Origin of the sequence: Acinetobacter sp. AS5, assembly GCF_048957595.1 — a bacterium.
Taxonomy (GTDB): Bacteria; Pseudomonadota; Gammaproteobacteria; order Pseudomonadales; family Moraxellaceae; genus Acinetobacter.
Genome location: NZ_JARDAL010000014.1, coordinates 58,181 through 83,548 on the forward strand (window position 1 = coordinate 58,181; position 25,368 = coordinate 83,548).

Consider the following 25,368-nt stretch of genomic DNA (forward strand, 5'->3'; position numbering starts at 1 on the left):
TAAAACACAAGTTAGGACAGTTCATCTCTTAACGTATCAATTCCTGCGCCGTTTGTATCCTGTTGCTGCGGTGTATCCTGTTTTTGCACTTTATGGCGTTGATCCTGGGCAAACAGATGCTCCAGTTCGGCTAAACTGCTCCGCTGATTTTCATAATTTGGATGTTCATCCGGATCCAGATGATATTGGCTATTCAGCAGTTTTTCATCCTGTTCACGGAAGTTTTGAATCTGTTGCTGGCTATTTTCGAGGTCAGGATTGAGCTGGTTTAGTAAGGCCTGACTGAGTTCTAAAGCTGAAAGATAAGTTTCACGCCAGATGTGTTTCACGCCCAAATCCTGCAATAAATGCACATGATGCCGGTCACGGGCACGTATCCATAAACAGATTTCAGGATAATTCAGCCGCAGATGCCGCACGATCAGCATCGAGTCTTCAATATCATCAATGGCGACAATGACCTGTTGCGCCGTGGCAACCCCTGCCTGCATCAAGGCTGCCGGTTCTGTCGCATCTGCCTGATAGAAAGGGATGTCGTACTGCGCCAGAAGCTCAGTGGCTGGCACAGTGCTGTCCATGACACTAAAGGCGTGTTGCTGTTGCAGTAGAATCCGGGCGATGATTTGTCCGAAGCGACCAAAGCCAATCAGCAGGATTGGTGTATGGGCTTGAGGATTAATATCAGTTTCAAAAGTCGCTGCCAGATGATTGTGGCGATCCAGACGCGGTAAGATCTGACTGTGCAATAACCAATAAAATGCGGGGGTCAGCAGCAAGGAAAAACTCACCATCCACAGCAAGGGAGAGAGCAGATCAGCCGCAATAATCTGGTCGGAAACCGCAATCACCAGTGCCAGTAAAGCAAATTCGCCACCTTGTGCCAGACTGGCTGCTAACAAGGTGCTATTGCGCCAGCTATTTTGATGATAACGCGCCAATGCCAGGTTGATTGCAAACTTGCCCAAGATTAAAATGAGGGTGCCACCGAGAATCATCCAAGGGAAATTGAGCAGATCAGCTAAGTGCAGTGACATGCCTAGACTGATAAATGCCAAGCCCATCAACAGGCCCTGAAAAGGCCGAATCGTACTTTCTACCGCAGGCCTGAAATCTGAATCTGCCAATAAAATGCCGGCAAATAAGGCACCGAGAAATAGATTCAGTCCGAGGGTATTCATCAGCACCAATAATGCCAAGGTCACCGCAATCGCTACAATCGCATGCAGTTCGTGACTGCCACTTTTAGCAATCCAGCGATACAACGGCTGCATCAGGTAACGATTACACAGAAACAGACCACTCAACGTTGCGATGATCGCAGCAAAATAGGCCACGCCATGTTCAGTGGAGCGAATCCCGGCAAATAATGGAATGGCTGCAATCACCAGAATGGCCAACAGAGCATGAATCAGCAGAATCGAATAGGCTTGCTGACCATAGCTGGTGGCGAACTGTTCCTGATGATTGAGATGTTGAATCACCAAAGTCAGGGCGGACAAACTGCCGGCGAGTCCAATTACAATGCTGGCGAGTAGGCTTTGCTGAAGGAAAACCCAGGCCATGAGCGTGAAAATCAGGGTGCTGATTAGTACCTGTAAAGCAGCCATCATCCACAGGGAGGGATTAATCTGCACAATGCGTTGTGGTCTGAGTTGCAGGCCGATCCAGAACATCAGTGCCATCAGGCTGACTTGCATGAAACTACTCATGACTTCGGGTGTCTGAATCAGGTGCAAAAGGCTTGGACTTAAGATGATCCCTGTTAACAGATAGCCCAGCACACTTGGCAATCTGAGCCTTTTACTCAGTGGCACTATCAACAGTGCAATAACCAGAACCAGTGTTATTTGTAACAGTATCGACATTTTCCTGCCCTAAATTTATTCTTGATCCAGACTTGCAGTTTCGTATTCCAGATCGATCCTCAGGCGCAATATCTTTTAGCTCAGTTCCTGAGGGTCGATGTCCAGCGTGAGCTTCATGCTAGAAGGTTTGTCCTGCAGCATGTTTTGCCACCAGCTACGCACATAGTAATGCAAACGTGGACGATCCGCTGACAATAGCACCATATGCGACTGATAGCGTCCGGCCTTACGTTCCATTGGCGCAGGAATTGGTCCCCAGATGTCCAGCGCCAGATCAGGATATTGCCTGAGGAGTGCTGCATGTTTCTGTAAGAATTCGGTATTTTGTGCCTGATCCTTGGATTCACAGCGAATCAGGATGGCATAACGGTAGGGCGGCATTCTGGCCATCTGCCGTTCTTTTAAGGTCTGCTGGGCAAATACGCGATAATTTTCATTCACTAAGGTGTTCAGCAGGGCATGATCAGGTCTGAGGGTCTGCAGATAAACATCGCCTTTATGTTCACCACGTCCGGCACGGCCAGCCACTTGCACGATCAGTTGCGCAGTCCGTTCAGTAGCACGGAAGTCCACACTCAGCAGACCGGAATCAATATCCAGAATCGCCACCAGCGTCACATAAGGAAAATGATGCCCCTTGGCCAGCATCTGGGTGCCGAGTAGAATCGCCGGTTCGCTTTTCTGAATCTTGTCATAGATTTTTTGCCAGCTGCCGACCCGACTGGTGGAATCGCGATCGACCCGAATCACCTCAAAATCCGGAAATAGCTCATTTAAATGTTCTTCGACTTTGCCGGTGCCCATACCCAGTGTAACCAGTTCCTGATGCTGACATTGCGGGCAGTGTTCCGGCATACGGTGAATAGTACCGCAGTGATGGCAATGCAGATGCTGATAAGGCTGACGGTGTACAGTGAAGTTGGCATCACAGTGCGGACATTGCGCCTGCCAGCCACAGCTGCCACAAAGCAGGACGGGGGCATAGCCACGGCGGTTTAAAAAAATCAGCACCTGTTCTTTTTTCTCCAGGCGCTTTTTGATGTCCTGAATCAATTGCAGGCTAATCCCATGCTTTTTTTGCGCAACTTTTAAATCCAGAATATGGATTTTGGGCATCAAGGCCGTGCCGGCACGCTGGTTCAGCTCCAGTGCCTGCATCTTGCCATGTTGCACCAGCGCATAACTGTCAATGCTTGGTGTGGCTGACCCTAAGATTACCGGACATTGCTGTAAATGGCCGCGGTACAGGGCGACATCGCGGGCATGATAGCGGAAGCCTTCCTGCTGTTTAAAGGACAGGTCATGTTCTTCATCCAGAATGATCAGGCCCAGATTCGGCATCGGGGTATAAATGGCAGAACGTGTACCGAGTACGATTGAGGCTTTGCCGGTTTCTGCCGACTGCCAGGCTTGTAGCCGTTTGGAATCATTCAGCCCGGAATGCAGCAACGCAATATGGCAATGAAAACGGGACTGAAAACGGCTGATGGTTTGCGGCGTCAGGCCGATTTCCGGCACCAGCACCAGCACCTGTTTGCCCTGTTTCAGTACCTGTTCCATGATCTGCAAATACACTTCAGTTTTACCGCTGCCGGTCAGACCATCCAGTAAAAAAGCTTGATATTGATTGCGATATTTTAATACCTGTTCGACTGCATGTTTTTGTTCAGGATTGGCAGTAAGCGGCATTTGTGCCAGCTGCATCGGCTGCGGATTGAAATCTTGTGGCTCCAGCACACAGGCGCAAATCTCTTTTTTCTCCAGCGCTTTTAAGGTCGCGGTTTCAATCCCGGCCATGTTCAGCACATTTTCAGTGGTCCCGACCGGATGCAGTTTTAAAATCCGGTAAGCTTCCTGCTGCTTGTCCGAACGGCGTACTTTGGCCTCGGCATCAGGGTCCAGGAATTTCCAGGTACGGGCCAGCAGGTTATAAGGCTTACCCTGACGCAACAGAGTCGGCAGGGCACTGTGGACGACTTCACCGATCGGAAACTGGTAATACTGCGCTGACCATGTCAACAAACTTAAAACTTTGGCATCTATAATGGCGCGTTCATCGAGCAGTTCGGTCACTGCCTTAAGTTTAAAGCGCGGATCGAGAGGAGTGTCTGCGGATAGTTTTTCGATAATCACCCCGACCAGATTCTGCCGACCAAACGACACCAGTACACGTGCGCCAATCTGTGCCTGTTCAAATTGTGCTGTACTCATCGTGTAATCAAAACAATCAAATACATGCACAGGTACAGCAACGCGTACGCGATAAAGTGGACTTGAATCTGGGTGAGAATTTTGCATATCTTGGGGTGGAGATCCTGAAGAAATTTCGTCGTGCTTAAAGTTCGATTATGTTAGAGTGAGCAGATAATTTATATCAAAGAATATGAATGATTTCGGTGGTCTGACGCAACAGCGTTGAGCAAAATTTTGGAAAATTAGAGCATTACAATGCCTGCATATCAGTTTATTGCGCTTGATGCTTCAGGAAAGCAGCAAAAAGGCGTGCTGGAGGGGGATTCTGCACGTCAGATCCGGCAACAATTACGGGATAAAGCACTTATTCCTGTCTCTGTTGATCCTGTTGAAAAAAAAGACCAGCAGCATCGTCGAAAATGGTTTGAAAAAAGCATCACCGCCTATGATCTGGCTCTGATGACCCGGCAATTATCCGTGCTGGTCGCCGCCGCAATTCCACTGGAAGAAGCCATTCGCGCCGTCGGTAAGCAAAGCGAAAAAGTCCATGTACAAAACCTGCTGATGTCGGTGCGCTCCAAAGTACTGGAAGGTCATAGTCTGGCGCAGGGTTTACAGCAATCCGGACGGTTTCCCGAGCTGTATATTGCCACGATTGCCGCCGGTGAACGTTCCGGACATCTGGACTTGATTCTGGATCAATTGGCTGACTATACCGAAAACCGGTTTGCCATGCAGAAAAAAATTCAGGGTGCAATGATCTATCCGATTATTCTGATGCTGATGTCCTTTGCGATCGTGATGGGGCTGATGACCTATGTGGTGCCAGATATCGTCAAGACTTTTGATCAGAGTAAAGACGCCTTGCCCTGGATTACCGTGGCCTTGATGAAAGCCAGCGATTTTATCCGCATTGCCTGGCCATTTTTATTGATCGGTGGTGCTTTAGGGATTTTCTTATTAATCCGATTTTTAAGAACTACCGCCGGGCATTATGCCTTTGACCGTCTGACCTTAAAATTACCTTTATTCGGCAAATTGTCACGCGGAATTAATGCCGCACGTTTTGCCAGTACTTTATCCATTTTGACCCAGTCTGGCGTGCCGCTGGTCGATGCGCTGCGCATTGGTGCTGCAGTCAGTAACAACTGGGTGATCCGTGATGCTGTTAATCTGGCAGCGGAAAAAGTCACTGAAGGTGGCAACCTGGCAACCCAACTGGAACGCAGTGGTTATTTCCCCCCGATGATGGTACAAATGATCAAAAGTGGTGAAGCATCCGGTGAACTGGACCGTATGCTGGAACGTGCTTCACAGATGCAGGATCGCGAAGTGACTACCCTGATTTCAACTTTACTGGCCTTGTTGGAACCTTTAATGCTGGTACTGATGGCCAGTATCGTTCTGGTGATTGTGATTGCGGTCATGCTGCCAATTGTGAATATGAATAATATGATTTAAACAGAAACCGCTTAGAATTTTGCTGTGATCAAGATTCAAGTGGAAATTCTGAATGATGCAAATAAATGAGAGAGATTGAATGAAAAGGAATCAATTAAATAAACAGACGGGCTTTACGTTAATCGAAGTCATGGTGGTGATTGTTATTCTTGGTGTGCTTGCTGCGCTGATCGTTCCGAACGTGATGGGACGCGGTGAAAAGGCCAAAGTAGATACCACCGTGATCAAGTTGCAGAGCATTGCAGGTTCACTGGATCAATACAAGCTGGACAATGGCAAGTATCCAAGTATGCAGGAAGGTGGTCTGGATGCACTGGTGAATCAGCCAGCGACTGCAAAAAACTGGGTGCCAGGCGGTTATGTCAAGGGCGGTTTTCCAAAAGACAGCTGGGATAATGAACTGCAATATGTGATTCCGGGCACCGATGGCCGCAGCTTCGATCTGTATTCATTTGGTGCAGATGGTCAATCGGGTGGTGAAGGAACAGATGCCGATATTTATTATCAGCCTTAATTGAGAATCGTTATAAATTTTCGATAGATAGAATATATCACTTCACTGAATAGGCTATTTCAATACGAAGTGAAGTGATAATAACTATTAATTATTAAATATAATGTAAGTTATTGATATTTATAATAATGAAATAATAAAAACGATATGCGAGTTATAATAAGAATTATTCCCATATTTATCTATTACAATTCTCGTAAAATATGAATAAACATACACTTTCTATTTATTTAAAAAAGCTCATAATGATCTGAATGGTACTTGACTCGCCAACGGAGAAGCACATGAAAGCATTAATCTTAGGAGATGAAATCAATCAATTTCATTGGTCGATGCTGAAATCTGTTCTTCTGGTTTTAAGCATGCTGCCGATCAGTCAGGGAATCGTCCATTTATGGCAAAGCACCGAAGGCAGCAGCCAGATTATGGTGGCCTTTTTTGCTATCAGCTTGATGAGCAGTTTATTGGCACTGTGTTTCTGGTCAGCATTAAACGCGAGTGTAATTCGCATTCAGGCCGAGCAAAGCTCAGCATTTGAGCAGACACTGGTTAACCTGTATCGTCATGTGCCGATGCTGTCTCTTGCCAGCATGTTGTGTTATTTGGCTATACAATTTTAAGCTTGAAAGAGATGAAAAAACCGAGGCTATGACCTCGGTTTTTTATTGCCTTGAATGTTCCTCCCTTTCGTAAAGGGAGCTTAGGAGGGATTGATAAGATGCTATATTCAGGAATCCCCTAAGTCCCCCTTTGTAAAAGGGGTACTTGAAAAAATTACCGTCTAGATTTAAAGCTGACATCCACTTTACGTGGACGGAAGCGCCAGCCCACTAGCAAGAGTAGAACCGAGAAGATCAGGACCGGCCAGTCGCTGAGTTTCATATATAGCGTTTCACCCTGCATGGCTGGAAGTTCGCCACGTAATACTGCTTCCTGATCCATCGGGGCTTTTTTCACAATGTGACCATTGTGGTCAATAAAGGCGGTCACACCGGTATTGGTCGCCCGAATAAACCAGCGGCCATTTTCTTTAGCACGCATTTGCACCATCTGCAGATGCTGTAATGGTCCTGCCGTGCCGGTAAACCAGGCATCATTAGACACGGTCACCAGAAAATCACTTTGACTGGCATTGCGACGGGTCAAATTCGGATAAGCCACTTCATAGCAAATCGCAGAACCCAAAGGATGATTTTTTACATTCAATGGTTTTTGATGATCTGCGCCCCGGGTAAAACCACTCATGGATGGATCATTTTGCAGTGCCGGCAGAACCCAACTTAACCAGCCTGAAAGTGGAATATATTCACCAAAAGGAACCAGTCGTTGCTTCTTGTATAGCCCATCGGATTCATCTCCGCTGGCCATAATACTATTGTAATATTTTGGATAACCCGCAGCCTGTGATTCTGCTAAATCCCAATACGGAATGCCGGTCACCCAGGCCGTACCTGATTTTTCAGCCTGTACTTTCATGGCTTCCAGAAAGGCTTCAATATCAGTCTGGAACATGGGAATCGAAGATTCCGGCCAGACGATCAGATCGCGGCCCCATTCAGTTTTACTCAAATTGGCATAAATCAATAAGGTCTTCACCTGATATTCAGTCAGCCATTTCAAGTCTTGCGGAATATTACCCTGAATCAGAGAAACCGTTAAAGGCTTCTGATTTTTTTGCTCAACAAACGTCAGTTGTGCTGCACCCCAGGCACCGAGTAATAAAACTGCCGAAGGAATGGCCCAGAACAGGCGTCTATTTAGAATTTCAACCAGCGCACAGGCCAGAATGATCACCACGAAAGATACGCCAAACACCCCGAATAAGGGCGCATAAGCATCTAGGTAGCGTTCGGTAAAGGCATAGCCGGCGAATAGCCATGGGAATCCGGTAAAGACCCAGGTCTTGGACCATTCAAACAGCACCCACAGCGGGGCAAAGGTTAAAGGAGTTTCCGGGAAAAAGCGGCGATAGACAAACGTTTGAACGGCACTAAACAGACCCATCACCAGTGCCATAATCAGGATCATTACAACGCTGAGAAATGCACTGGTATCGCCATAGACATGAATCGAGGTATAGAGCCAGAATGCGCCGACAAACCACAAGCCGATCCCATAAGCCCAGCCAATGCCAAAAGCCTGTTTTGCTGTACGTCCGCGCAGGCAGGCATAGAGCAGTGCTGGAGACAGAATGGCCAGCCACCAGTAATGATAGGGGGCTAGTGCCAAACTAAAGATGGCACCTGCGAATAAGGCAATTAAAACAGGATAGATCAGCGGCAACGGTTTTTGCTGTTGATTAGAACTCAACAGCTTATCAAAATACGCTCTCATTGGCGCACGGCTCGAATTAGGTGAATCGAGCGTGAATCTGCCTCAAGAATGGTAAATTGCCAGTTTTCCAGTTCAATGGTCTGACCTTCAAGATCACTTACCAGACCAATTTCCTGTAATAACAAGCCACCCATGGTTTCCACTTCATCATCAGGGAAAGTCGCATCCAGCATATTATTGAAATACTCAATTGGGGTCAGCGCTTGTACCACCCAGGTATTGGCCGTAGTCGGATCATTGTCCGGAACAATGTAGTATGCTTCTTCATCAGCATTGTCATGTTCATCTTCAATTTCACCGACAATTTCTTCCAGAATATCTTCCAGCGTCACCAGACCCGAAGTCGTACCGTATTCATCAATCACCACCGCAATATGCGTCTGGGTATTCTTCAACATGCGCAAAACCTGATCGGAGCGGGCGCTTTCTGGAACAAACAAAGGCTGACGCATAAGCGCGCGAATATCGACTTTGGCCGTCGGTTCAGTTAGAAAAGGCAATAAATCCTTTGCCAACAGAATGCCGACTACATTATCGGTCTGATCGGAAGAAAATACCGGAAAACGTGAATGCGCAGATTCGACCAGCACATGCAGGATATCCAGCAGTTGGTCATCTTCCTGTAAGCTGATCATGGACGTGCGAGGCGTCATGACTTCACGAATTTTGGTTGCCGGGAGGTCAAGAACGCCCTCAAGCATGGCAACAGTATCGGGTTCTAAAAATCGACGTGAATCTTGTACTAATTTTAGCAGTTCGTCGCGAGTTTCGGGTGCAGTTCCCAGCCATTTGCGTAAGCCGCGCATACCCCACGACGGGCCTGATTCCTCGTGCATGATTTTTCCTGAAGACTCTTAATATCTAAAAAAACGTGGTTTTATCATACCGCAGAAAATACGCTTGTCTATTGTAAATATGATGCAGAGTCTTGATCATACGAGTCAGGCCTAATTTTGGAACTGGCCACGTATGCAAAGCAGCAATGTAATCGCAGCTTTATGCTAAAATATGGCGGTCTTTCCATCCTGAGTCTATCGATGTCCCCAACTGAAATTATTCCAAGTCTGCAATTGAATACCCGAGGTTTACGTTGTCCTGAGCCAGTGATGATGTTGCATCAGGCGATCCGTAAATCTAAGGCAGGTGATGTGGTTGAGGTGTTTGCCACGGATAATTCAACGTCGTGGGATATTCCAAAATTCTGTATGCATTTGGGGCATGAGTTGCTATTGCAGGAAGAACGTCTGGATGAAAATGGTAATAAAGAATTTCATTATTTAGTGAAGAAAGGCTAATAAATGAAAAAAATGCATAACTTTAAAGTTATGCATCTTAGTTTAATTAAAAAAATAAAGTATGGTAAATGCTATAATTTTGAAAAGTTGAAAATTATTAATAATGGAAAAATTAAAATACTTAATAGGAATATTTTTCCTTTTACTTGTTAATGTTACTGCCCGAGCTGAAGAAGTTTATGCAGTATCTGAGAATATTCGAGATTTAGATAATATAGAAAATCGTATTTTTAGAGATATAGATTTAATGATTTTTTTGCCCTCTGAAAATGAATGGAAAGCTCTACAAGGAATTGAATATTTATATTGCTCTGTAGTGGCTGATATTTTAGATGATAGAGACAATGCTAAGATTTTTTATAAAGATGGAATGGATTTTTTAGATTTTCATGCTAAAGAATTTGTAAGTGATAAATCTTCAATCAAACGTTCGATGATTTTAGAGAGAGTTGATCATATAGCATCGAAGTATTATTTTTTTGATCAAAAAGAGACTTTTAAAGGAGCACTTTTTGCGACTTTATTTAATAATATTGAAGATACATATGTATCAGTTGGACCTACTAGACACTTAGTAGCTTTAAAATTTAGGTCTTCGTATGAAAGACATTGTAAAAAATAAACCCGCTTTAAAGCGGGTTTATTTTTATCTCATATGAGAGATTACATATTTGGATAGTTCGGACCACCGCCACCTTCCGGTGTCACCCAGGTGATGTTCTGGGAAGGGTCCTTAATGTCACAGGTCTTGCAGTGCACACAGTTGGCTGCATTGATCTGGAAGCGTTTCGAACCGTCATTATTTTCCATGATTTCATAAACACCTGCCGGGCAGTAACGCTGTGCAGGCTCATCCCATTTCGGCAGGTTCACTTCCACCGGAATTGAAGCATCGGTGAGTTTCAGATGCGCTGGCTGGTTTTCTTCATGCACGGTATTCGATACAAACACTGAAGACAGACGGTCAAAGGTCAGCTTGCCATCCGGTTTTGGATAGTTTGGCTTGAAGCTTTCAGCTGCCTGGGTTTTTAGTGCAGCATGGTCTTGAACCAGATCGTGCAGGGTAAATGGCACTTTAAACACGTTCTGGTCGATAAAGTTAAAGGCACCCCCGATCCATTGACCGAACTTGTGCATTGCCGGGCCAAAGTTACGCGAGTTATACAGCTCTTCTTTCAGCCAGCTGTTGTTAAACTTGTCGGTATAAGCAGTCAGTTCTTTGACAAAGAAATCTTCGCCTTCCACTACACGCGCCACCGCCAGATCACCGCCTTTTTCTACACCAGCAGCAATCGCTTCAAACACCGCTTCACCGCAGAGCATGCCGGATTTCATCGCAGTATGTGAACCCTTGATCTTGGCAAAGTTCAGGAAGCCGGCATCATCACCAATCAAAGAACCACCCGGGAAGGTGAATTTTGGTAATGAGTTAAAACCACCTTTGGTCACAGCACGCGCACCATAAGAAATACGCTTACCACCTTCCAGATACTGCTTGATCAATGGATGGGTTTTCCAGCGCTGCATTTCCATGAAGGGATACATATGCGGGTTGGTGTAAGACAGATCTACGATCATGCCCAGAGTCACCTGGTTATTCTCAGCATGGTATAACCACCAGCCACCTGAAGAACCGGTTTCAGAAAGCGGCCAGCCGGCACCGTGCATCACCAGACCCGGTTTATGCTTGGCAGGATCGATTTCCCAAAGCTCTTTAATGCCGATACCGTAGTGTTGCGGATCAGCGTCCTTGTCCAGGTTGAACTTCTGGATCAGACGTTTACCTAAGTGACCACGACAGCCTTCAGCGAAAATTGTGTATTTGGCATGCAGTTCATAACCCGGGGTAAAGTTATGCGTTGGTTCGCCATCTTTACCAATACCCATATCACCGGTTTGGATGCCTTTGACTGTACCATCGGCATGATACAGAATTTCAGACGCGGCAAAGCCCGGAAAGATCGACACTTCCAGTTCTTCGGCTTTCTGGCCTAACCAGCGCACCACATTGCCCAGTGAAATGACATAGTTGCCATCGTTATGCATGGTTTTAGGCACCATCCAGTGCGGTGCTTCCTGTGATTTTTCATCTGAAAGCAGGAAGAAGGTTTTATCTTCAGTCACCGGGACATTCAGCGGGGCACCCTGTTCTTTCCAGTCCGGGAACAGCTCGTTCATGGCACGCGGTTCAAGCACAGCACCAGACAGAATATGCGCACCGACTTCGGAGCCTTTTTCTACGACACAAACGGACAAATCGTTTAAGTTGTTTTCAATTGCAAGTTGACGGATTTTGATCGCAGCAGAAAGACCCGCAGGGCCTGCGCCTACGATGACGACGTCAAACTCCATCGATTCACGTTCGATGTGTTCCATGTAGGACTCCTCATATTACTATTCGGTGGCAACCATAATCATATGATTGGGTGCTGCCATAAGTGTTCTTGGTTCCTAGACACAAAAATGCTGGTGTCTTTGATAATCTGGGCTAGTATAGTTTTAAAGCCGGTTTTAGCCAATTGGCTGAAACATATTATTTTTCCGTCATTAAGGTCTTCTTTTATGGATAAGCCAGTACCCAGCACAAATCCGACGAAAAAAGTAACTTATCCCGATGATAAAAATTTAATGGATATCGCACAATACTTAAAAGATGCACAGGGCAGTCACAAAAGGTCAATACCCCCTTTGGAGCAATGGCAGCCAAAGCATTGTGGCACAATGGATCTCAAGGTTTTAGCCAACGGCGAATGGTGGCACGAAGGTCAATTGATCAAGCGTCAGCCGATGATTGACCTGTTTGCAACGGTGCTCTGGAAAGAAAACGATAAATTCTATCTAAAAACACCAGTAGAAATGATTGAAATCGAAGTTGAAGATGAACCTTTATTTGTCAATCAGGTCGATCAGGTTGAGATCAATGGAGTGACTTATCTGCAACTGGGCACAACCACGCAAGACCTGATTATTGTCGATGCTGAACATCCAATCTTTATGCGTGAATACAAAGGTGAGTTGCGGCCTTATGTGCATGTGCGTTTTGGGATTAATGCCCTGATTCAGCGTGCGGCATTTTTACATCTGGTCGAGATGGGAGAGCTTGATGAAAATCCGGCAGGCGAAACCGTTTTAAGTTTGAAAAGTGGTGATTTAGACTTGCATTTGAGCACCTGAGGTTTAAGCTTGATCGCTAGAAATTTCAAACAAGCTACCTGCAACGTTATGAGCGCTATTCAACCAATTTCCCAGTTATTAGACCCGATGCCCAATGCCACGGCAGATGCGCCTATTGGCATTTTTGACTCAGGCGTAGGCGGCTTGTCAGTCGCCCTGGAAATTGCCCGCCATTTGCCTAATGAACGCTTTGTCTATTATGCGGATACTGCGCATGTGCCTTATGGCCCGAGAGATGATCAGGAAATTCGTGCCTTGACGGCTCAGGCGATTGAATGGCTTTATCGTCAAGGTTGTAAAGTTGCGGTGGTGGCTTGTAATACCGCTTCCGCTTTTAGTCTGGATTATTTGCGTGACTATTATGGTGAAAACTTTCCGATTATCGGTTTAGTACCCGCGCTTAAACCGGCGGTTCTGAATACCCAGTCGAAAACGGTGGCGGTATTGGCCACGCCCGCGACCTTCCGCGGCCAGCTGATTAAAGATGTCATTTCCCGTTTTGCTGAACCGGCTCAAGTCACAGTCCTGCCTGTGACCAGTCTGGATCTGGTGCCTTTTGTTGAGGCTGGAGAGCAGATGAGTGCAGCCTGTTTGCAGACATTAAAAGAGATTTTACAACCAGTTGTAGATCAGGGCGCTGATTATTTAGTATTAGGATGTACACATTACCCCTTCCTAAAATCGTCAATTCAGTATATTTTTGGTCAAAAGCTGACATTAATTGACTCAGGATTCGCGGTTGCAAGACAAACGGCCCGAATTTTAATTAAAAATGGGTTATTATTTGAGCATGAGTCTAAAGAAAGCGTGAAAATTGAATTGGTGGTGAGTGGGCAGAATGCTGAACAGCTCCGACCGATTTTGCAGCACCTGATTCCGGCCGATTTAAAATGGCAGGTCAGTAATATGAGTGCAGTTTAAAACTCATTTTTATAATTTAAAAAGAAAGATATTTTGATTCTGGGGTGGCCATATTGGGTAAAGAAGCATGTGATGATGCATTTTTTACGCAAATGTACAGGAGAAGAGGATAGCCCATGCTGGATAAACGGTACCAAGTGTTCATCTCAACCTCGGGGGCAGAAATGCAACCGGAGCGTATCATTCTGTCTCAAACACTGGTAGGAATGGGGTTTTTCTCGTGGGGACTGGAACAGCGTACACCGCTGAATACTGCATTTGCACGCCGCCAGATTGATGACTGTGATTATGTCGTGATTCTGCTGGGAAGCCAGTATGGGGAGCAGTCGGTATCGGGTGTCGGCTATATGCATCTCGAATATATTTATGCAGTGACCAAGCAAAAACCGATTATTGTGTTTATGCATGATGATCCGGCATCACGTGAAAGTGCATTGCATGATGCCAAACCGGAATTACAGGAAAAATTCAAGGAATTCCGTCAACTGTTACAGCAGGAAGTCGATCAGGTTTTTACTTACCGCAGCCTGCGCGATCTGGAAATGGCAGTGCGTTTTAACATGCCACAAATGCTGGAGCGCTATCCGGTGACCGGCTGGGTGCGTCCGCAAAACACCCAGGCGCTGCATGACGAGATTGATCAGCTGAAAGCTAAAGTGGCGCAACTGGAACGCGATGGCGGAACTGCAGAAGTCGATCCATTCCTGAGCCTGCCCAAAGTGGCGATGCATGAAATTTTTTCTTTTGAATACCGGATGCATGCTTATCAGGATGGTAATTTTAAAGAAATCAAAGTCCATAAAAAACTGACTTGGGCACAATTGTTGGCGTTATTGGGTTCAACTTTTGTCAATCCGACCCCTGAAGAGTTTTTCTCGAAGCGCATGAATGAATATCTGAATGAAACCGGTCTGCAGGATGCACGGGTGCAGATGCCGCGTGCGCATGCTGTCGCGCGTGCCCAGATGAATATTCGTGCCTTGCATAGTTTAAAAATTCAAATGCGCCAGAATGACTGGATTGTGCCATCCGGTCGTGATGACCGACAGCGCATGCTGTGGCAGATCACGCCAAAAGCGCAAAAGTTGCTGGACAGCAGCTTGCTGGATTTAGATCGCACTTTTCAATATAAGTCAGCGTATTAATCCATAGAGAGAATAAATAAAAAGCTGTTAAAGTACAGGGGTTGATATCCTGACGGACGAACTGAATGTATTCTCCTGCTAAAGCGAAAGTGACGATTATATTGGCAAACTTGGGCACACCAGATGAGCCTACGATTCCAGCGGTACGCCGTTTCCTCAAGCAGTTTTTATCTGATCAGCGTGTGATTGAAATTCCCAAACCGATCTGGCAAATCATTCTGCGCTTATTCATTTTGCCTTTCCGTCCAAAGCGGGTATCACAGGCCTATGCGCAAGTATGGGGACAGGATTCGCCGATGCGTGAAATTCTGTTTGAGCAGGTCGCAGCAGTCAAGACGCATCTCACCCAGCTTTATCCGCAGTTTGAACTGAATGTGGTACCTGCAATGACCTACGGCAATCCGAATATTCAGGATGTCTTGGCACAGGTCTCAGCGCAGCCACAGGAACACATGATTCTATTTCCCTTGTTTCCACAATATTCTGCCACTTCGACCGCACCTCTATACGATGCAGTGGCGAAATGGGTGGTGAAACAGCGCAATTTACCCGGTTTGACAGTGATCCGGGATTATTATCAACATCCTTTATTTATCCAGTCGCTGGCTCAAAGTGTACGTGATTATCAGACAATTCATGGTCAACCAGAGAAATTGTTGATGTCTTTCCACGGCATTCCACAGCCATATGCCGATAAAGGCGATCCTTATGCCGACCGTTGTCGCATCACGGGTAAATTGGTGGCGGAAGTACTAGGTTTAAATGAAGATCAATACGCGATCAGCTTCCAGTCGCGGTTTGGTAAACAGGAGTGGATCAAGCCCTATACCGATGTTTTACTTGAAGATTGGGCGAAGCAGGGGGTGAAATCCATTCAGGTGATGAGTCCTGCATTTTCTGCGGACTGTCTGGAAACGCTTGAAGAGCTGGCAATCGAAAATGCCGAGACTTTTAAAGCAATAGGCGGAGAAAGCTATAGCTATATTCCGGCATTAAATAGCCGTGAAGATCATTTGCGATTGCTCAACAGTCTACTACAGGCTAATCTGGATGCATTGACACAGATACTTGCCCATTAACTTGCCCGAGGTTTTTCACCCCATGTTACAAGTCAAAATTGTTCCAGTTACTGCATTTCAGCAAAACTGTTCCATCGTTTGGGATGCGGACACTAAAGAAGCCATTTTGATTGATGCAGGGGGCGAACCTGAAAAACTGAAAGCTGAAGTTGAAGCGCTGGGTTTAACGGTTAAAGCCTTGTGGCTCACTCATGGCCATCTGGATCATGCGGGTGCGGTGGGTGCATTAAAAAAGGCTTGGAATGTACCGGTGATTGGACCACATAAAGAAGATGCCTTCTGGCTCGACATGATTCAGGAAGTGTCTGCACGTTATGGCTTCCCGATTCCGGAAAAAGTCGAAGTGACCCAGTGGCTGGAAGGTGGTGAAGTACTCAAACTCGGCAATGAAGAGTTCGAAGTGCGTTTTGCTCCAGGCCATACGCCAGGTCACGTGATGTTCTATAACAAAAATTATGCCTTGTTATGGACAGGTGATGTATTGTTCAAAGGCTCGATTGGCCGCACTGATTTCCCGCGTGGCAATCATCAACAGCTCTTAGATTCAATTCAGCGTGAATGTTTCAGCCTGCCAGATGAAACCCAATTTATTTCAGGACATGGACCGGTCAGCACCATTGGTTTTGAAAAGCAGCATAATCCTTTTGTTGCAAGCCAAGCGGGTTAAAAGCGTAAATAAAAGACCAACATAGTTTGGTCTTTTATCTTTATTCTGAAAAGGGATTATTGCGAAGTTGTCGCGTTTGCATGTGTATGAGCCAAGCGGCAAAAGCAAAAAGCACACCCAATACAATAAATAAACTATCTTGTTGGAAAATGCCGACTCCCAACGAAAGAAGTGCGAGTAGACCAACCCCAATTAATATGACTCTTAAAATAATATAACCCATATTATTGCTCTAAAAATAATGTGAAAATTTAGAGTAGAACAATAATACTAAGGCTTTATGAAAGATGTTAATTCGTGTTGCTTTATCTAAGTAATTTTATAAAATTCATATGATTTATTTACTTAATTTCGACAAGATTGTACTTTCGGACATAAGTCTCGACAGGTAAGACATTTTATTCTTCGCTGTTGTCGGCTTGTGGTGCATCCTGGGTAGGCAAACTATATTCCTCATTGGCCCAGGCACCCAGATCAATCATCTTGCAACGTTCTGAACAAAAAGGACGGTAATCATTATCTTCCCAAGTGGCCAGCTTGCCACAGCGTGGACAGTTTAAAGTGGTAGGCATGGGACGACTCCAAAGAAAAATAAAGGTTCGATTAGGCAAATATAGCCGCACTTGTTAGACTTATGCGGTTTTTATTAGTTTGATCTGATTATGCCGATTCGTCAATTTCAAGCACAGCGTATGCATGCGCCCCGTGATTTTCAAAGCATCAGTCCTGAACCGGTCTGCGTCGAAGTGGGAGCGGGTAAAGGTAAACATGCCTTGTTATTCAGCAAGAACAATCCCGACACTCAACTGATTGCGATTGAACGTACCCGGGAAAAATTTCTGGCGATGCAAAAACAGCATGCTGTTGAAGGTCAAACCAATTTACAGACCGTTCATGCCGATGCTTTACCGTGGATCGTGCATGCACTGTATCCGGAGCAGGTAGAACAATTCTTTATTTTATATCCAAATCCTGAGCCGCATAATCCGGCGCAGCGCTGGGTCAATATGCCATTTTTTGAGTTCCTGCTTTCCCGCCTGAAAACCGGTGGAACGATTACGCTGGCCAGTAATATTCCTGCCTATATCGAAGAAGCAGAAATACAAGTGCGAGAGCTCTGGAAGCTACCTTTTGTCAAAGAAGTGATTGCTGCAGATTCGGCGCGTACCCATTTTGAAATTAAATATCTGGAGCGCGGTGAACTATGCCAGCAACTGATCATCAGCAAGCCTGAAATTTATGTGACACGTTTTGATGATTTCCAGCCTTTGCAAGGGCAGAATGCCACCGTCTCGGAATAATCAGATGAGCAAACGCATTGCTATTGTGGGCGCAGGCCCCGCAGGCTTAATGGCAGCAGAAGTGCTCAGTCAGTTTGATTATGAGCTGCATGTTTATGAGCAAAAACCGTCTGCTGCGCGTAAATTCCTGATGGCAGGCAAAACCGGTCTGAATATTTCCCATGCCGAGCCTGTGCCACAGTTTGTACAACGTTATGATCAGGTGGAGTGGTTGTCTCCCTGGATCAAACGCTGGGATGCGCTCTGGATTCAAGACTGGATGAAACAGCTCGGTATTGAACCTTATATCGGTTCGTCTGGCCGGGTATTTCCCACAGAGATGAAAGCTGCGCCCTTACTGCGTGCCTGGCTCAAACGTTTAGCCAGTGATGGCGTTCAGTTTCATTACCGGCATAAAGTCAGCCAGTTGCAGCAGCAACAGCTTGAGCTGCATGATCTGAAAAATAATGAACATCGCACTAAATATTTTGATGCCATTATTCTGGCTTGTGGTGCAGTGTCCTGGTCAGCATTGGGTAGTGATGGGGCATGGCAAGCCTGGCTGAAACCGGATGAAATTGAGCCATTTCAGGCCAGTAATGCTGGAGTGGAATATCCTTGGTCTCGGTTTATGCAGCCAGTTTTTGGTCAACCTTTAAAGCGTGTCGAGGCATGGGTTGGGCAAGGTGAAAAAACCATTGGCGATATCGTGATCAGTCATTATGGTCTGGAAAGTGGTCTGATCTATAAGCAGGGTCGTGGCTTACGCGAGCAACTAAAACAGGGGCAGCCTATGCAGCTGCATCTGGACCTATTCCCAAATCAAAGCATCGAACAGCTTGCACAAAAATTACAGCCAAGTAAGAAGCAGTCTTTAAGTAATGTCTGGCGTAAAGCCGGATTGGACGGTGCCAAGGCAGCTCTAGTACGGGAGCTGGTGGCCAAAGCATTATGGCAAGACGCTCATGAATTAGCCAAAAAAATTAAACATTTGACTATTCCACTCACAGGTTTCCGCCCGATTGAAGAGGCGATTAGCTGTGCAGGTGGTGTCAAGCGTGAAGTGTTGTCAGAACAGCTACAATTGAAATCTAACCCGCATGTATTTCTTTGCGGAGAAATGCTGGACTGGGATGCACCGACAGGCGGCTATCTGCTGACCGCCTGTTTTGCCACAGGGCGTGCAGCGGGTGAAGGCGTGCATCAGTTTCTGACAGCAGATTAAGTCATTTCTGGCGCTTCTGCTGAGATTCAGGCTCAGCAGAACAGGTCTTGCTCATCCACGCTGTTTTCAAACTGCCAGTTCAGCTTAGATTATTTTTGTATTTGATCTAAGCTGTGTGCCAATCTAGCCTCCTAGACTATTCCTTCACTTGCCGGGAAGCGGGTTCTTTCTTGGCGAGATCTGGATATTGCGAACGCCAGCGTTCCAGCTGTTCTTGGGCGTGTAGATATTTCCCTAGACCTTTGACATTCTCACTGGCTTCATTCACGGGCGCAGCTTGAGTCTTGGGAGTATTGAGTAATTTGTCCTGATGTTCCCAGTACTGATACATCAAGCCCTGAATATAGCGGCCCTGTTCGGTTTTCAGTTCTAAAGCCTTTAACATATTCAATGCTGACTGGACATGATCACGCTGACGTTGCTGGACAAATTCTTCTGTCATATTTTCATCATCGCGCATGCTGTTCAATTCTTTTTCCAGGTCACTACTCATTTCCTGAAAGCGCTGTTCATAATCTGTCAATGCGGCAATATCATGCGGATCATCAGCAGTTTTAGGGAAGTCTTTCAGCGGCTCAGTTTTCAGTTCCTGCATGACTTGATCTGAAGCTGTATTATCTGTTATCGCTTCAGTCGGAGTTTCGGTCGTTTTCTGGTCACATGCCATCAGCAGCATGGCCGCAGCGAACAACAGCGTTCGTGTCATTCCTGGTATTTTATGCATGATCGCCTCCTGTTTTTAATTACTTTTCTTGAACACATAAATATGGGTGACATAAGGAAAATCGATCATTTCCTCTGCGCTTTTGGCTGTATATTGCTGGATGATCTGTTCAAATTGTTGTTTTAACTGTGCTTGTTGCTGTACCGGCATGGCTGCAATAAAACTGGTCGAGAGCAGCCGTTTCGATACCACCTGCTCGACACTGCCATGCTGTTGTTGGGTCATTGTGGTTTCTGCATAAGGCTGAAATAGCGTTTGCTGTGCAAAGACCTTGCGCCAGGCGCCACTATGATAGCGTGGCGTATCGCCTTCCAAGGGGGCAATACAATCGGCCAAGGCCTGAACCCAGTCTGCCCGAGTATCGCGCTGATTCCAGATTAACACCAGATAACCCTGCGGTTTGAGTACCCGGTCTAATTCTTGTAAGGTAGCAGAATCGGCAAACCAGTGAAATGACTGTGCACAAAATACCGCATTCAGGCTATGATCGGGCAAGGGAAGTTGATGGCTAACGCCTTCAAGAGCATGAATGTCCGGATGCGCCTGTTTTAATTGAGCCAGCATTTCCGGGACAGGATCAATTGCGATAATGTGCTTACTGAGCGGGCGTAAATAGGGGATAAACTTGCCGGTGCCGCTGCCCAAATCCAGAAGATGCGCATCTACAGGCAAAGCCAGCGTTTCACTCAGCCATTGGCTGATTTCTGCCGGATAATCGGGACGCACTTGCTGATAGAGCTCAGCCGACGCACTAAAACCCCGTTTTGCTGCAGGATGTAATGATTGTGTCATATTTTGCGCTTTTTAATCTTTTTGATCGATATAAAATAGCATATTCACTTTTTTGACAGCGTTCATTGACTGAATTGTTGTGGAAGGGTTCGATTTACCAGCACGGGAAAGTTATGGACAAGCAGATTGTTTTTGAAGATGAACATATACGCGCGATTTTTATGCCGGGATCTTCTTCAGAACTAATTTTTTCATTTGGCGATTTGATTACCCGTGCCAAGGGCCTCAACATCAATGCAGAAAAGTCACTGGCGAAATTCGAGTTTAATGTGCTTGGCATTATGCCCAAGCATAAATCCTGGTTTCCGCAAGGTTCCATGTGGAACATGTTGCAAGCCATCGCAGATCTGATTGAGCCGTTTCAGCAGCGTATTGCCTATGGCGGTTCGATGGGCGGCTATGCTGCAATCAAGTATTCCCGTGCCTTGGGCGTACAACGGGTGGTGGCGATGGTGCCGCAATACTCGATCGATCCGGAAGATGTACATGATGCCCGTTATAACATGTTCTATCAGCCAGAGCTGAATACAAATATGCGGGTTGCAGCCGAAGATATCGACCCTGCGTGTGAATATATTATTGTCTATGATCCTTACTGTGCCGAAGATCGTGCCCATTATCTGAAATTAGAGGCGCTGATTCCGCATCATCATGTGCTGCATTTACCTTTTACCGGACATGATGCGATCGCAGTTTTGGCCAGTTCCGAATTGCTCTATGACTTTTTGGTGCATGAATATGAGCCAAGCTATTTCTATCAGAAAATGCGCCGGGTCAAGAAAAACAGCAAGTTCTATTATCGCAAGGTGATTGAAAATGTCTTGCCACGACACCGCATGGCTTTGGGACACATTCTGAAAAATAACGATCTGCAACTGGATAACCAGTTTTTTGATGCCAGCCAGAAACAGGTGATTTTGCGGGAACTGTTACGCAATAAACAGGTTGATCAGCATGACCTGCTCAAACTGGGCATTCATGTGAATTTGCCGCAGGAAAATCGTCAGTTGCTGTTGGACCAGTATGGGCATGGTCTGGTATTTAATGTCATCAGCCATAAAATCGAAAGTTATGCAGAAGGTGCAATTGCCCTGAACCATAAATTCCTGATTCCAATTTATGCCAAAGGTAATGGTTTATTGAGTATTAACCTGAATGATGAACGTTATCTGGTGGTGATGAATGACCGGCATATCATGAAGCTGATCAAGGAACAGGATGAACTCAGTCTGGGCATGCACCCGATTTTAATGAAGCGCTATAGTGATTTTTATATGTTTAGCTATAAGCAGCTGAATCTGAGTACCAATGAATATGGTGCTGCTGCTTTTATCGACGATAGTGACAAAAATACGCAGTTTGTGACGCACAGTGAGACAAATTAACTGAAAATTTTAATAAAAAACAATTACTTGACTTGTTATGGGCTTGGCATAATATAGAGATAAGCGGTATAAATAATAAACCAATTATATCGTTCCCGATGGTTGAAACGAAGAAGGGGATCTCTATGATGCAAGCGACTCGGATGATGCAAGTATGTTTTATCTTCGGTTTGGTTCTACCCAATCTGGCGCATGCAGAAACTGTGCATCCTGCAGTGATTATGGTCAGTGCATCCGTCATTTTTATGATTATTCTATCCGTGTATGTGGTGTATCGAATCCGCAAGTCATTACGTAACTATATGGATAAACCGCTGGATTAATTGTTCCAGTGGAAACAGGTTGAAAAGCCTTAATGACTTGTTTTAAATGACACACATAAATTGTCAAACAGGATTGAGGGAACAGCCATGAAAGCCGTTTATTTAGACTATGCTTCTTTAGACCAGCAGGATTTGGACTTTCAGGCACTGCATGCCGCATTTGATCCACTTGTTTTGTATCCGGCGACCTCGGCTGCCGAGATTGTATCCCGTGTAGCTGATGTCGATGTCATCATAACCAATAAAGTCGTGATCGATGCAGCTACCATTCAACAATGCCCTGAGCTTAAACTCATTTTAATCTCTGCAACCGGTACCAATAATGTCGACCTTACGGCGGCCAAAGCACGTGGGATCGTGGTGTGTAACTGTCAGGCCTATGGTACTTCGGCAGTCGCGCAGCATACGATCATGTTGATGCTCAATCTGGCGACTTCATTCTTGTCGTACCAACGTGTATTAGAACAAGGCGAATGGCAAAAAGCCAGCCAGTTCTGTTTGCTGGATGCGCCGATTGTCGAGCTGGCCGGAAAAACACTAGGCATTGTCGGTTATGGCGAATTGGGTCATGCGGTGGCGAAACTGGCCGAAGCCTTTGGCATGAAAGTTCTCATTGCTGTGCTGCCAAACCGTCCGGCGGATGCATCGCGTGTGCCATTTGCCGAGCTGCTTGCTCAAGTCGATTTTCTCAGTCTGCATTGTCCACTCACTGAGGATACCCGACATTTAATCAGTCATGCTGAACTGGATGCAATGAAAAGCAGTGCATTTTTAATTAACTGTGCGCGTGGTGGTATTGTCGATGAAGCTGCTTTGGCTGAGGCTCTGCGTGCATGCAAGATTGCCGGTGCTGCGACGGATGTTCTAACGGTAGAGCCACCGAAACAGGGTAATGTGCTACTCGATCCTACAATTCCGAACCTGATTGTGACACCACATAATGCCTGGGGCAGTGTCGATGCAAGACAACGCATTGTGGATCAGATGGTGGAAAATGTAGAAGCATTTAAACAAGGTCAGCCGATCCGACAGGTCAATTCATAGACCGCGTTGATACAAGGTAATAGTTTTATTTTCTAAAAATAAAAAAGCCCATTACGGGCTTTTTTTATAAATCGGTTACCGCATAACTGGTGGCTGAACCTGAACCAGATTGAGGCTGCATTTTTGGGGTGGTTGTTTGCTGTGGGGCAGCAGAGGGCTCACTTAAAGGCTGCTGAACAATAGCCGCCTGCTGTGAATTGCCACGCCAGACTTCTTTGGTCTGCTGGATTTTCTGACCGGTTTGCTGGGCTGCCTGAGTTGCACCCTGATCTACTTTTTGCAGTGTTTCCGAGGTTGCAGATTTGGTATTGCTCCAGGCCCGGTCTACCCCCGGCTTGATTTTGGCAATGCCTTTTTCCGTTGCTTCACCGACTTTCTCGGCGGTATTAATCACGCCTTCTTGTGCTTTATAGGCAAACACATGCAGCAAGTTCGGATTTTCACCATAGGGTTTAACCGGTTTGGCAGACTGAGTCGTGGTTTGTGCGAATGCTGGAACAGAAAGCATTAAAGCTGTCGTTAAAATAATTGGGGTTTTGATATTCATTATGGATCGACCTCGAATTCGTCTAAGTGCGGTCTGAGTTTGTTTTTCAGTGTAACGGATAATTGGTCAAAAACAATGAATATCCTGTGAAGAGTGCAGAGCTTTCAGGTTGATCTGTGCCGAAATATTGTAATTTTTAAAGAAAGGGCAGTAGAAATTAGCCCAAGTGTCGAATTGATTTTTAGCAAAATAAAAGCCCTGTTCTTAGACTAGAAACAAGGCGATCTTTTTAATCACATTGTGTCAGGGCATCTTTGGCGAAATGTTCGCGTAAGCTGACAAAGTTCTTCTGTACCCCTGCATCGTGCAGGTCAAATTTTTGTGCAGTGCTAGTACCGTCGCGCTGGAAAGTCGCTGAGCCGGCATCGATTAGAGTCATACCTTTAAATGACCATTGTTCAATGACACGGTTATTGCCAATATCACCGGTGAATTCAATCACGCATTTGTCGAGGAATTTGGTCAGTTTTGCCTTGTTGTTGGTGGTAGCTGGAACAACTTCGAGGTTTTGGACTTCCTGTAAGACGCCAACCTGAAGCTGTGGGATTTTTGGTGCAGATGTACAAGCTGTAACTGCGATACTCGCAAGACCAGTCAGAATGAGTGTTTTAAATTTCATATGATTCTTTCTTGTTGAGTGTTGTTAGGTTGAGTATAGGGAATCGGTTAGAAAATGACTATAGCTCAATGATTAACGATTCCAATCCTGCGTACGAATACGACCAGTTTGATAATAAATTGAGACTAATTCAATAAAATTTTTAAAGTCGGAATTTTCATTTAAAATTCGATTTATTGATTGCCAATCCACTTCTGGTCTCCGGCGAGCAGGAAGCAAAATTTCGCTTTCAGTAGGATTTTCAGGAATTAAAATTATTACACCAATACCATGGAGGGCTGAGAGCATACGAAGTTCTTCTTCAACTTCATTGGTAGAAATTGAGGTCGCAACTAAATATCCTTCATTTGCCCAACTAGAATTACTTACTGCTTGGAAAAAACTACTTCTAATATTTGAGTTATTTAGTTCTTTTTTTACCTCGAATGACCAAAGTCGAACATTTTGTCCAGAACTATGCTTTACACAAGTTTTAACTAGATCATTCCATTTATTATCTAATGCTTGCATTGCCACAATATCTGGATGTAGCCATTGATTACCATTTTGTCCTCTAGTATTTGATGATCTTTTTTCATCAATTCTTAATGTAAGCAAATTGTGAACCGTACCGGGTTTGTCGGAGACTTTTTTATTTAAGTTAGGCCACCTGACCTAACGGGTTAATCTTATCATAGTACATTGCTTCAAACTCAAAAGGCGATACATAACCCAGTGCACTGTGTACACGCTTTTTATTGAACCAATCTACCCAGTTTAGTGTCGCAAGTTGTACATCTGC

Annotated in this window: 28 protein-coding genes; 15 read left to right on the plus strand and 13 right to left on the minus strand. The window is 45.4% G+C overall.

Features of this window, described 5'->3' with window-relative positions; genetic code table 11:
* Positions 1 to 11: 11 nt before the first annotated feature.
* Positions 12 to 1,865 carry a cation:proton antiporter gene (locus tag PV763_RS06025; protein WP_396469765.1) on the minus strand — a complete coding sequence of 618 codons (1,854 nt, stop codon included), beginning with the start codon at positions 1,863 to 1,865 and terminating at the stop codon, positions 12 to 14.
* A 75-nt stretch (positions 1,866 to 1,940) separates the two neighbouring features.
* A complete protein-coding gene (locus PV763_RS06030; RefSeq protein ID WP_396469764.1) occupies positions 1,941 to 4,163 on the minus strand; it encodes a primosomal protein N' in 2,223 nt (740 codons plus the stop codon).
* 150 nt (positions 4,164 to 4,313) lie between these two features.
* Between PV763_RS06030 and gspF the strand changes: the two genes are divergently transcribed.
* The 3 genes from gspF to PV763_RS06045 all read left to right on the plus strand — a co-directional run bounded on the left by gspF (position 4,314) and on the right by PV763_RS06045 (position 6,653).
* Positions 4,314 to 5,519, plus strand: coding sequence for a type II secretion system inner membrane protein GspF (gspF, locus tag PV763_RS06035; protein WP_420937489.1), 1,206 nt, complete (start codon positions 4,314 to 4,316; stop codon positions 5,517 to 5,519).
* A 79-nt stretch (positions 5,520 to 5,598) separates the two neighbouring features.
* A complete protein-coding gene (gene gspG, locus PV763_RS06040) occupies positions 5,599 to 6,033 on the plus strand; it encodes a type II secretion system major pseudopilin GspG (protein WP_004278567.1) in 435 nt (144 codons plus the stop codon).
* Between the two features lie 284 nt (positions 6,034 to 6,317).
* A complete protein-coding gene (locus PV763_RS06045) occupies positions 6,318 to 6,653 on the plus strand; it encodes a hypothetical protein (protein ID WP_005267556.1) in 336 nt (111 codons plus the stop codon).
* 154 nt (positions 6,654 to 6,807) lie between these two features.
* On the opposite strand, the gene lnt is transcribed toward PV763_RS06045, so the two are convergent.
* Both lnt and PV763_RS06055 read right to left on the minus strand, forming a co-directional pair.
* Positions 6,808 to 8,367, minus strand: a complete 1,560-nt coding sequence (lnt, locus tag PV763_RS06050) for an apolipoprotein N-acyltransferase (protein ID WP_071850476.1) — start codon at positions 8,365 to 8,367, stop codon at positions 6,808 to 6,810.
* Positions 8,364 to 9,203, minus strand: coding sequence for an HlyC/CorC family transporter (locus PV763_RS06055; RefSeq protein ID WP_004278564.1), 840 nt, complete (start codon positions 9,201 to 9,203; stop codon positions 8,364 to 8,366). The genes lnt and PV763_RS06055 overlap by 4 nt, the downstream gene beginning before the upstream one ends.
* 201 nt (positions 9,204 to 9,404) lie before the next feature.
* Between PV763_RS06055 and tusA the strand changes: the two genes are divergently transcribed.
* Together tusA and PV763_RS06065 are read left to right on the plus strand one after the other, a co-directional pair.
* Positions 9,405 to 9,662: a sulfurtransferase TusA gene (gene tusA, locus PV763_RS06060; RefSeq protein WP_004278563.1), complete on the plus strand. Its 258-nt coding sequence runs from the start codon at positions 9,405 to 9,407 to the stop codon at positions 9,660 to 9,662.
* A 103-nt stretch (positions 9,663 to 9,765) separates the two neighbouring features.
* Positions 9,766 to 10,284 (plus strand): hypothetical protein, encoded by a 519-nt coding sequence (locus PV763_RS06065; protein ID WP_004278562.1) that lies wholly within the window; start codon positions 9,766 to 9,768, stop codon positions 10,282 to 10,284.
* Positions 10,285 to 10,325: 41 nt separating this feature from the next.
* Here the strand turns inward: PV763_RS06065 and PV763_RS06070 are convergent, their stop codons facing one another.
* Entirely contained in the window at positions 10,326 to 12,038 is a 1,713-nt protein-coding gene (locus PV763_RS06070) for a 4Fe-4S dicluster domain-containing protein (protein ID WP_396469762.1), read from the minus strand.
* Between the two features lie 186 nt (positions 12,039 to 12,224).
* Between PV763_RS06070 and PV763_RS06075 the strand changes: the two genes are divergently transcribed.
* From PV763_RS06075 to PV763_RS06095, 5 genes are all read left to right on the plus strand, one after another.
* Positions 12,225 to 12,836 carry a DUF1285 domain-containing protein gene (locus tag PV763_RS06075; protein WP_004278560.1) on the plus strand — a complete coding sequence of 204 codons (612 nt, stop codon included), beginning with the start codon at positions 12,225 to 12,227 and terminating at the stop codon, positions 12,834 to 12,836.
* 48 nt (positions 12,837 to 12,884) lie between these two features.
* A complete protein-coding gene (gene murI / locus PV763_RS06080) occupies positions 12,885 to 13,757 on the plus strand; it encodes a glutamate racemase (RefSeq protein WP_396469761.1) in 873 nt (290 codons plus the stop codon).
* A 116-nt stretch (positions 13,758 to 13,873) separates the two neighbouring features.
* Positions 13,874 to 14,902, plus strand: a complete 1,029-nt coding sequence (locus tag PV763_RS06085; protein WP_005267549.1) for a DUF4062 domain-containing protein — start codon at positions 13,874 to 13,876, stop codon at positions 14,900 to 14,902.
* 65 nt (positions 14,903 to 14,967) lie between these two features.
* Positions 14,968 to 15,981, plus strand: coding sequence for a ferrochelatase (gene hemH / locus PV763_RS06090; RefSeq protein ID WP_005267547.1), 1,014 nt, complete (start codon positions 14,968 to 14,970; stop codon positions 15,979 to 15,981).
* 22 nt (positions 15,982 to 16,003) lie between these two features.
* Positions 16,004 to 16,648 (plus strand): MBL fold metallo-hydrolase, encoded by a 645-nt coding sequence (locus PV763_RS06095; RefSeq protein ID WP_005267545.1) that lies wholly within the window; start codon positions 16,004 to 16,006, stop codon positions 16,646 to 16,648.
* A 40-nt stretch (positions 16,649 to 16,688) separates the two neighbouring features.
* Here PV763_RS06095 and PV763_RS06100 read toward each other — a convergent pair whose 3' ends face one another.
* A complete protein-coding gene (locus PV763_RS06100; protein WP_004278555.1) occupies positions 16,689 to 16,871 on the minus strand; it encodes a hypothetical protein in 183 nt (60 codons plus the stop codon).
* A gap of 175 nt (positions 16,872 to 17,046) precedes the next feature.
* Positions 17,047 to 17,220 (minus strand): DNA gyrase inhibitor YacG, encoded by a 174-nt coding sequence (locus tag PV763_RS06105; protein WP_005267541.1) that lies wholly within the window; start codon positions 17,218 to 17,220, stop codon positions 17,047 to 17,049.
* An 84-nt stretch (positions 17,221 to 17,304) separates the two neighbouring features.
* On the opposite strand from PV763_RS06105, the gene PV763_RS06110 reads away from it, so the two are divergent.
* Both PV763_RS06110 and PV763_RS06115 read left to right on the plus strand, forming a co-directional pair.
* Positions 17,305 to 17,949, plus strand: coding sequence for an SAM-dependent methyltransferase (locus tag PV763_RS06110; RefSeq protein ID WP_171058375.1), 645 nt, complete (start codon positions 17,305 to 17,307; stop codon positions 17,947 to 17,949).
* 4 nt (positions 17,950 to 17,953) lie between these two features.
* Positions 17,954 to 19,153 carry a TIGR03862 family flavoprotein gene (locus PV763_RS06115; protein ID WP_420937490.1) on the plus strand — a complete coding sequence of 400 codons (1,200 nt, stop codon included), beginning with the start codon at positions 17,954 to 17,956 and terminating at the stop codon, positions 19,151 to 19,153.
* Between the two features lie 136 nt (positions 19,154 to 19,289).
* Here PV763_RS06115 and PV763_RS06120 read toward each other — a convergent pair whose 3' ends face one another.
* Both PV763_RS06120 and PV763_RS06125 read right to left on the minus strand, forming a co-directional pair.
* On the minus strand, positions 19,290 to 19,877 hold the full coding sequence (locus tag PV763_RS06120; RefSeq protein WP_005267534.1) for a hypothetical protein: 588 nt from the start codon (positions 19,875 to 19,877) through the stop codon (positions 19,290 to 19,292).
* Between the two features lie 15 nt (positions 19,878 to 19,892).
* Entirely contained in the window at positions 19,893 to 20,669 is a 777-nt protein-coding gene (locus PV763_RS06125) for a class I SAM-dependent methyltransferase (protein ID WP_005267531.1), read from the minus strand.
* 113 nt (positions 20,670 to 20,782) lie between these two features.
* On the opposite strand from PV763_RS06125, the gene PV763_RS06130 reads away from it, so the two are divergent.
* From PV763_RS06130 to PV763_RS06140, 3 genes are all read left to right on the plus strand, one after another.
* Positions 20,783 to 22,054 carry a hypothetical protein gene (locus PV763_RS06130; RefSeq protein WP_005102952.1) on the plus strand — a complete coding sequence of 424 codons (1,272 nt, stop codon included), beginning with the start codon at positions 20,783 to 20,785 and terminating at the stop codon, positions 22,052 to 22,054.
* Between the two features lie 125 nt (positions 22,055 to 22,179).
* Positions 22,180 to 22,377: a hypothetical protein gene (locus PV763_RS06135; protein WP_005102954.1), complete on the plus strand. Its 198-nt coding sequence runs from the start codon at positions 22,180 to 22,182 to the stop codon at positions 22,375 to 22,377.
* An 87-nt stretch (positions 22,378 to 22,464) separates the two neighbouring features.
* Positions 22,465 to 23,421: a 2-hydroxyacid dehydrogenase gene (locus tag PV763_RS06140; RefSeq protein WP_005102955.1), complete on the plus strand. Its 957-nt coding sequence runs from the start codon at positions 22,465 to 22,467 to the stop codon at positions 23,419 to 23,421.
* 64 nt (positions 23,422 to 23,485) lie between these two features.
* Here PV763_RS06140 and PV763_RS06145 read toward each other — a convergent pair whose 3' ends face one another.
* From PV763_RS06145 to PV763_RS06160, 4 genes are all read right to left on the minus strand, one after another.
* The gene (locus PV763_RS06145) at positions 23,486 to 23,968 is read right to left on the minus strand and encodes a hypothetical protein (protein ID WP_005102957.1); all 483 of its coding nucleotides are present in this window, start codon (positions 23,966 to 23,968) and stop codon (positions 23,486 to 23,488) included.
* 229 nt (positions 23,969 to 24,197) lie between these two features.
* On the minus strand, positions 24,198 to 24,587 hold the full coding sequence (locus PV763_RS06150; protein WP_004278545.1) for a hypothetical protein: 390 nt from the start codon (positions 24,585 to 24,587) through the stop codon (positions 24,198 to 24,200).
* Between the two features lie 72 nt (positions 24,588 to 24,659).
* Positions 24,660 to 25,184 carry a hypothetical protein gene (locus PV763_RS06155; RefSeq protein ID WP_212749449.1) on the minus strand — a complete coding sequence of 175 codons (525 nt, stop codon included), beginning with the start codon at positions 25,182 to 25,184 and terminating at the stop codon, positions 24,660 to 24,662.
* Positions 25,185 to 25,227: 43 nt separating this feature from the next.
* Positions 25,228 to 25,368, minus strand: a 141-nt coding sequence (locus PV763_RS06160) for an integrase core domain-containing protein (protein ID WP_004740206.1), incomplete at its 5' end; no start/stop codon positions are given.

Bases quoted from the DNA above. Each gene is read 5' to 3' on its own strand.
- PV763_RS06025 (WP_396469765.1), bottom strand. From the start codon at position 1,865: ATGTCGATACTGTTACAAATAACACTGGTTCTGGTTATTGCACTGTTG.
- PV763_RS06030 (WP_396469764.1), bottom strand. From the start codon at position 4,163: ATGCAAAATTCTCACCCAGATTCAAGTCCACTTTATCGCGTACGCGTT.
- gspF (WP_420937489.1), top strand. From the start codon at position 4,314: ATGCCTGCATATCAGTTTATTGCGCTTGATGCTTCAGGAAAGCAGCAA.
- gspG (WP_004278567.1), top strand. From the start codon at position 5,599: ATGAAAAGGAATCAATTAAATAAACAGACGGGCTTTACGTTAATCGAA.
- PV763_RS06045 (WP_005267556.1), top strand. From the start codon at position 6,318: ATGAAAGCATTAATCTTAGGAGATGAAATCAATCAATTTCATTGGTCG.
- lnt (WP_071850476.1), bottom strand. From the start codon at position 8,367: ATGAGAGCGTATTTTGATAAGCTGTTGAGTTCTAATCAACAGCAAAAA.
- PV763_RS06055 (WP_004278564.1), bottom strand. From the start codon at position 9,203: ATGCACGAGGAATCAGGCCCGTCGTGGGGTATGCGCGGCTTACGCAAA.
- tusA (WP_004278563.1), top strand. From the start codon at position 9,405: ATGTCCCCAACTGAAATTATTCCAAGTCTGCAATTGAATACCCGAGGT.
- PV763_RS06065 (WP_004278562.1), top strand. From the start codon at position 9,766: ATGGAAAAATTAAAATACTTAATAGGAATATTTTTCCTTTTACTTGTT.
- PV763_RS06070 (WP_396469762.1), bottom strand. From the start codon at position 12,038: ATGGAACACATCGAACGTGAATCGATGGAGTTTGACGTCGTCATCGTA.
- PV763_RS06075 (WP_004278560.1), top strand. From the start codon at position 12,225: ATGGATAAGCCAGTACCCAGCACAAATCCGACGAAAAAAGTAACTTAT.
- murI (WP_396469761.1), top strand. From the start codon at position 12,885: ATGAGCGCTATTCAACCAATTTCCCAGTTATTAGACCCGATGCCCAAT.
- PV763_RS06085 (WP_005267549.1), top strand. From the start codon at position 13,874: ATGCTGGATAAACGGTACCAAGTGTTCATCTCAACCTCGGGGGCAGAA.
- hemH (WP_005267547.1), top strand. From the start codon at position 14,968: ATGTATTCTCCTGCTAAAGCGAAAGTGACGATTATATTGGCAAACTTG.
- PV763_RS06095 (WP_005267545.1), top strand. From the start codon at position 16,004: ATGTTACAAGTCAAAATTGTTCCAGTTACTGCATTTCAGCAAAACTGT.
- PV763_RS06100 (WP_004278555.1), bottom strand. From the start codon at position 16,871: ATGGGTTATATTATTTTAAGAGTCATATTAATTGGGGTTGGTCTACTC.
- PV763_RS06105 (WP_005267541.1), bottom strand. From the start codon at position 17,220: ATGCCTACCACTTTAAACTGTCCACGCTGTGGCAAGCTGGCCACTTGG.
- PV763_RS06115 (WP_420937490.1), top strand. From the start codon at position 17,954: ATGAGCAAACGCATTGCTATTGTGGGCGCAGGCCCCGCAGGCTTAATG.
- PV763_RS06120 (WP_005267534.1), bottom strand. From the start codon at position 19,877: ATGCATAAAATACCAGGAATGACACGAACGCTGTTGTTCGCTGCGGCC.
- PV763_RS06125 (WP_005267531.1), bottom strand. From the start codon at position 20,669: ATGACACAATCATTACATCCTGCAGCAAAACGGGGTTTTAGTGCGTCG.
- PV763_RS06130 (WP_005102952.1), top strand. From the start codon at position 20,783: ATGGACAAGCAGATTGTTTTTGAAGATGAACATATACGCGCGATTTTT.
- PV763_RS06135 (WP_005102954.1), top strand. From the start codon at position 22,180: ATGATGCAAGCGACTCGGATGATGCAAGTATGTTTTATCTTCGGTTTG.
- PV763_RS06140 (WP_005102955.1), top strand. From the start codon at position 22,465: ATGAAAGCCGTTTATTTAGACTATGCTTCTTTAGACCAGCAGGATTTG.
- PV763_RS06145 (WP_005102957.1), bottom strand. From the start codon at position 23,968: ATGAATATCAAAACCCCAATTATTTTAACGACAGCTTTAATGCTTTCT.
- PV763_RS06150 (WP_004278545.1), bottom strand. From the start codon at position 24,587: ATGAAATTTAAAACACTCATTCTGACTGGTCTTGCGAGTATCGCAGTT.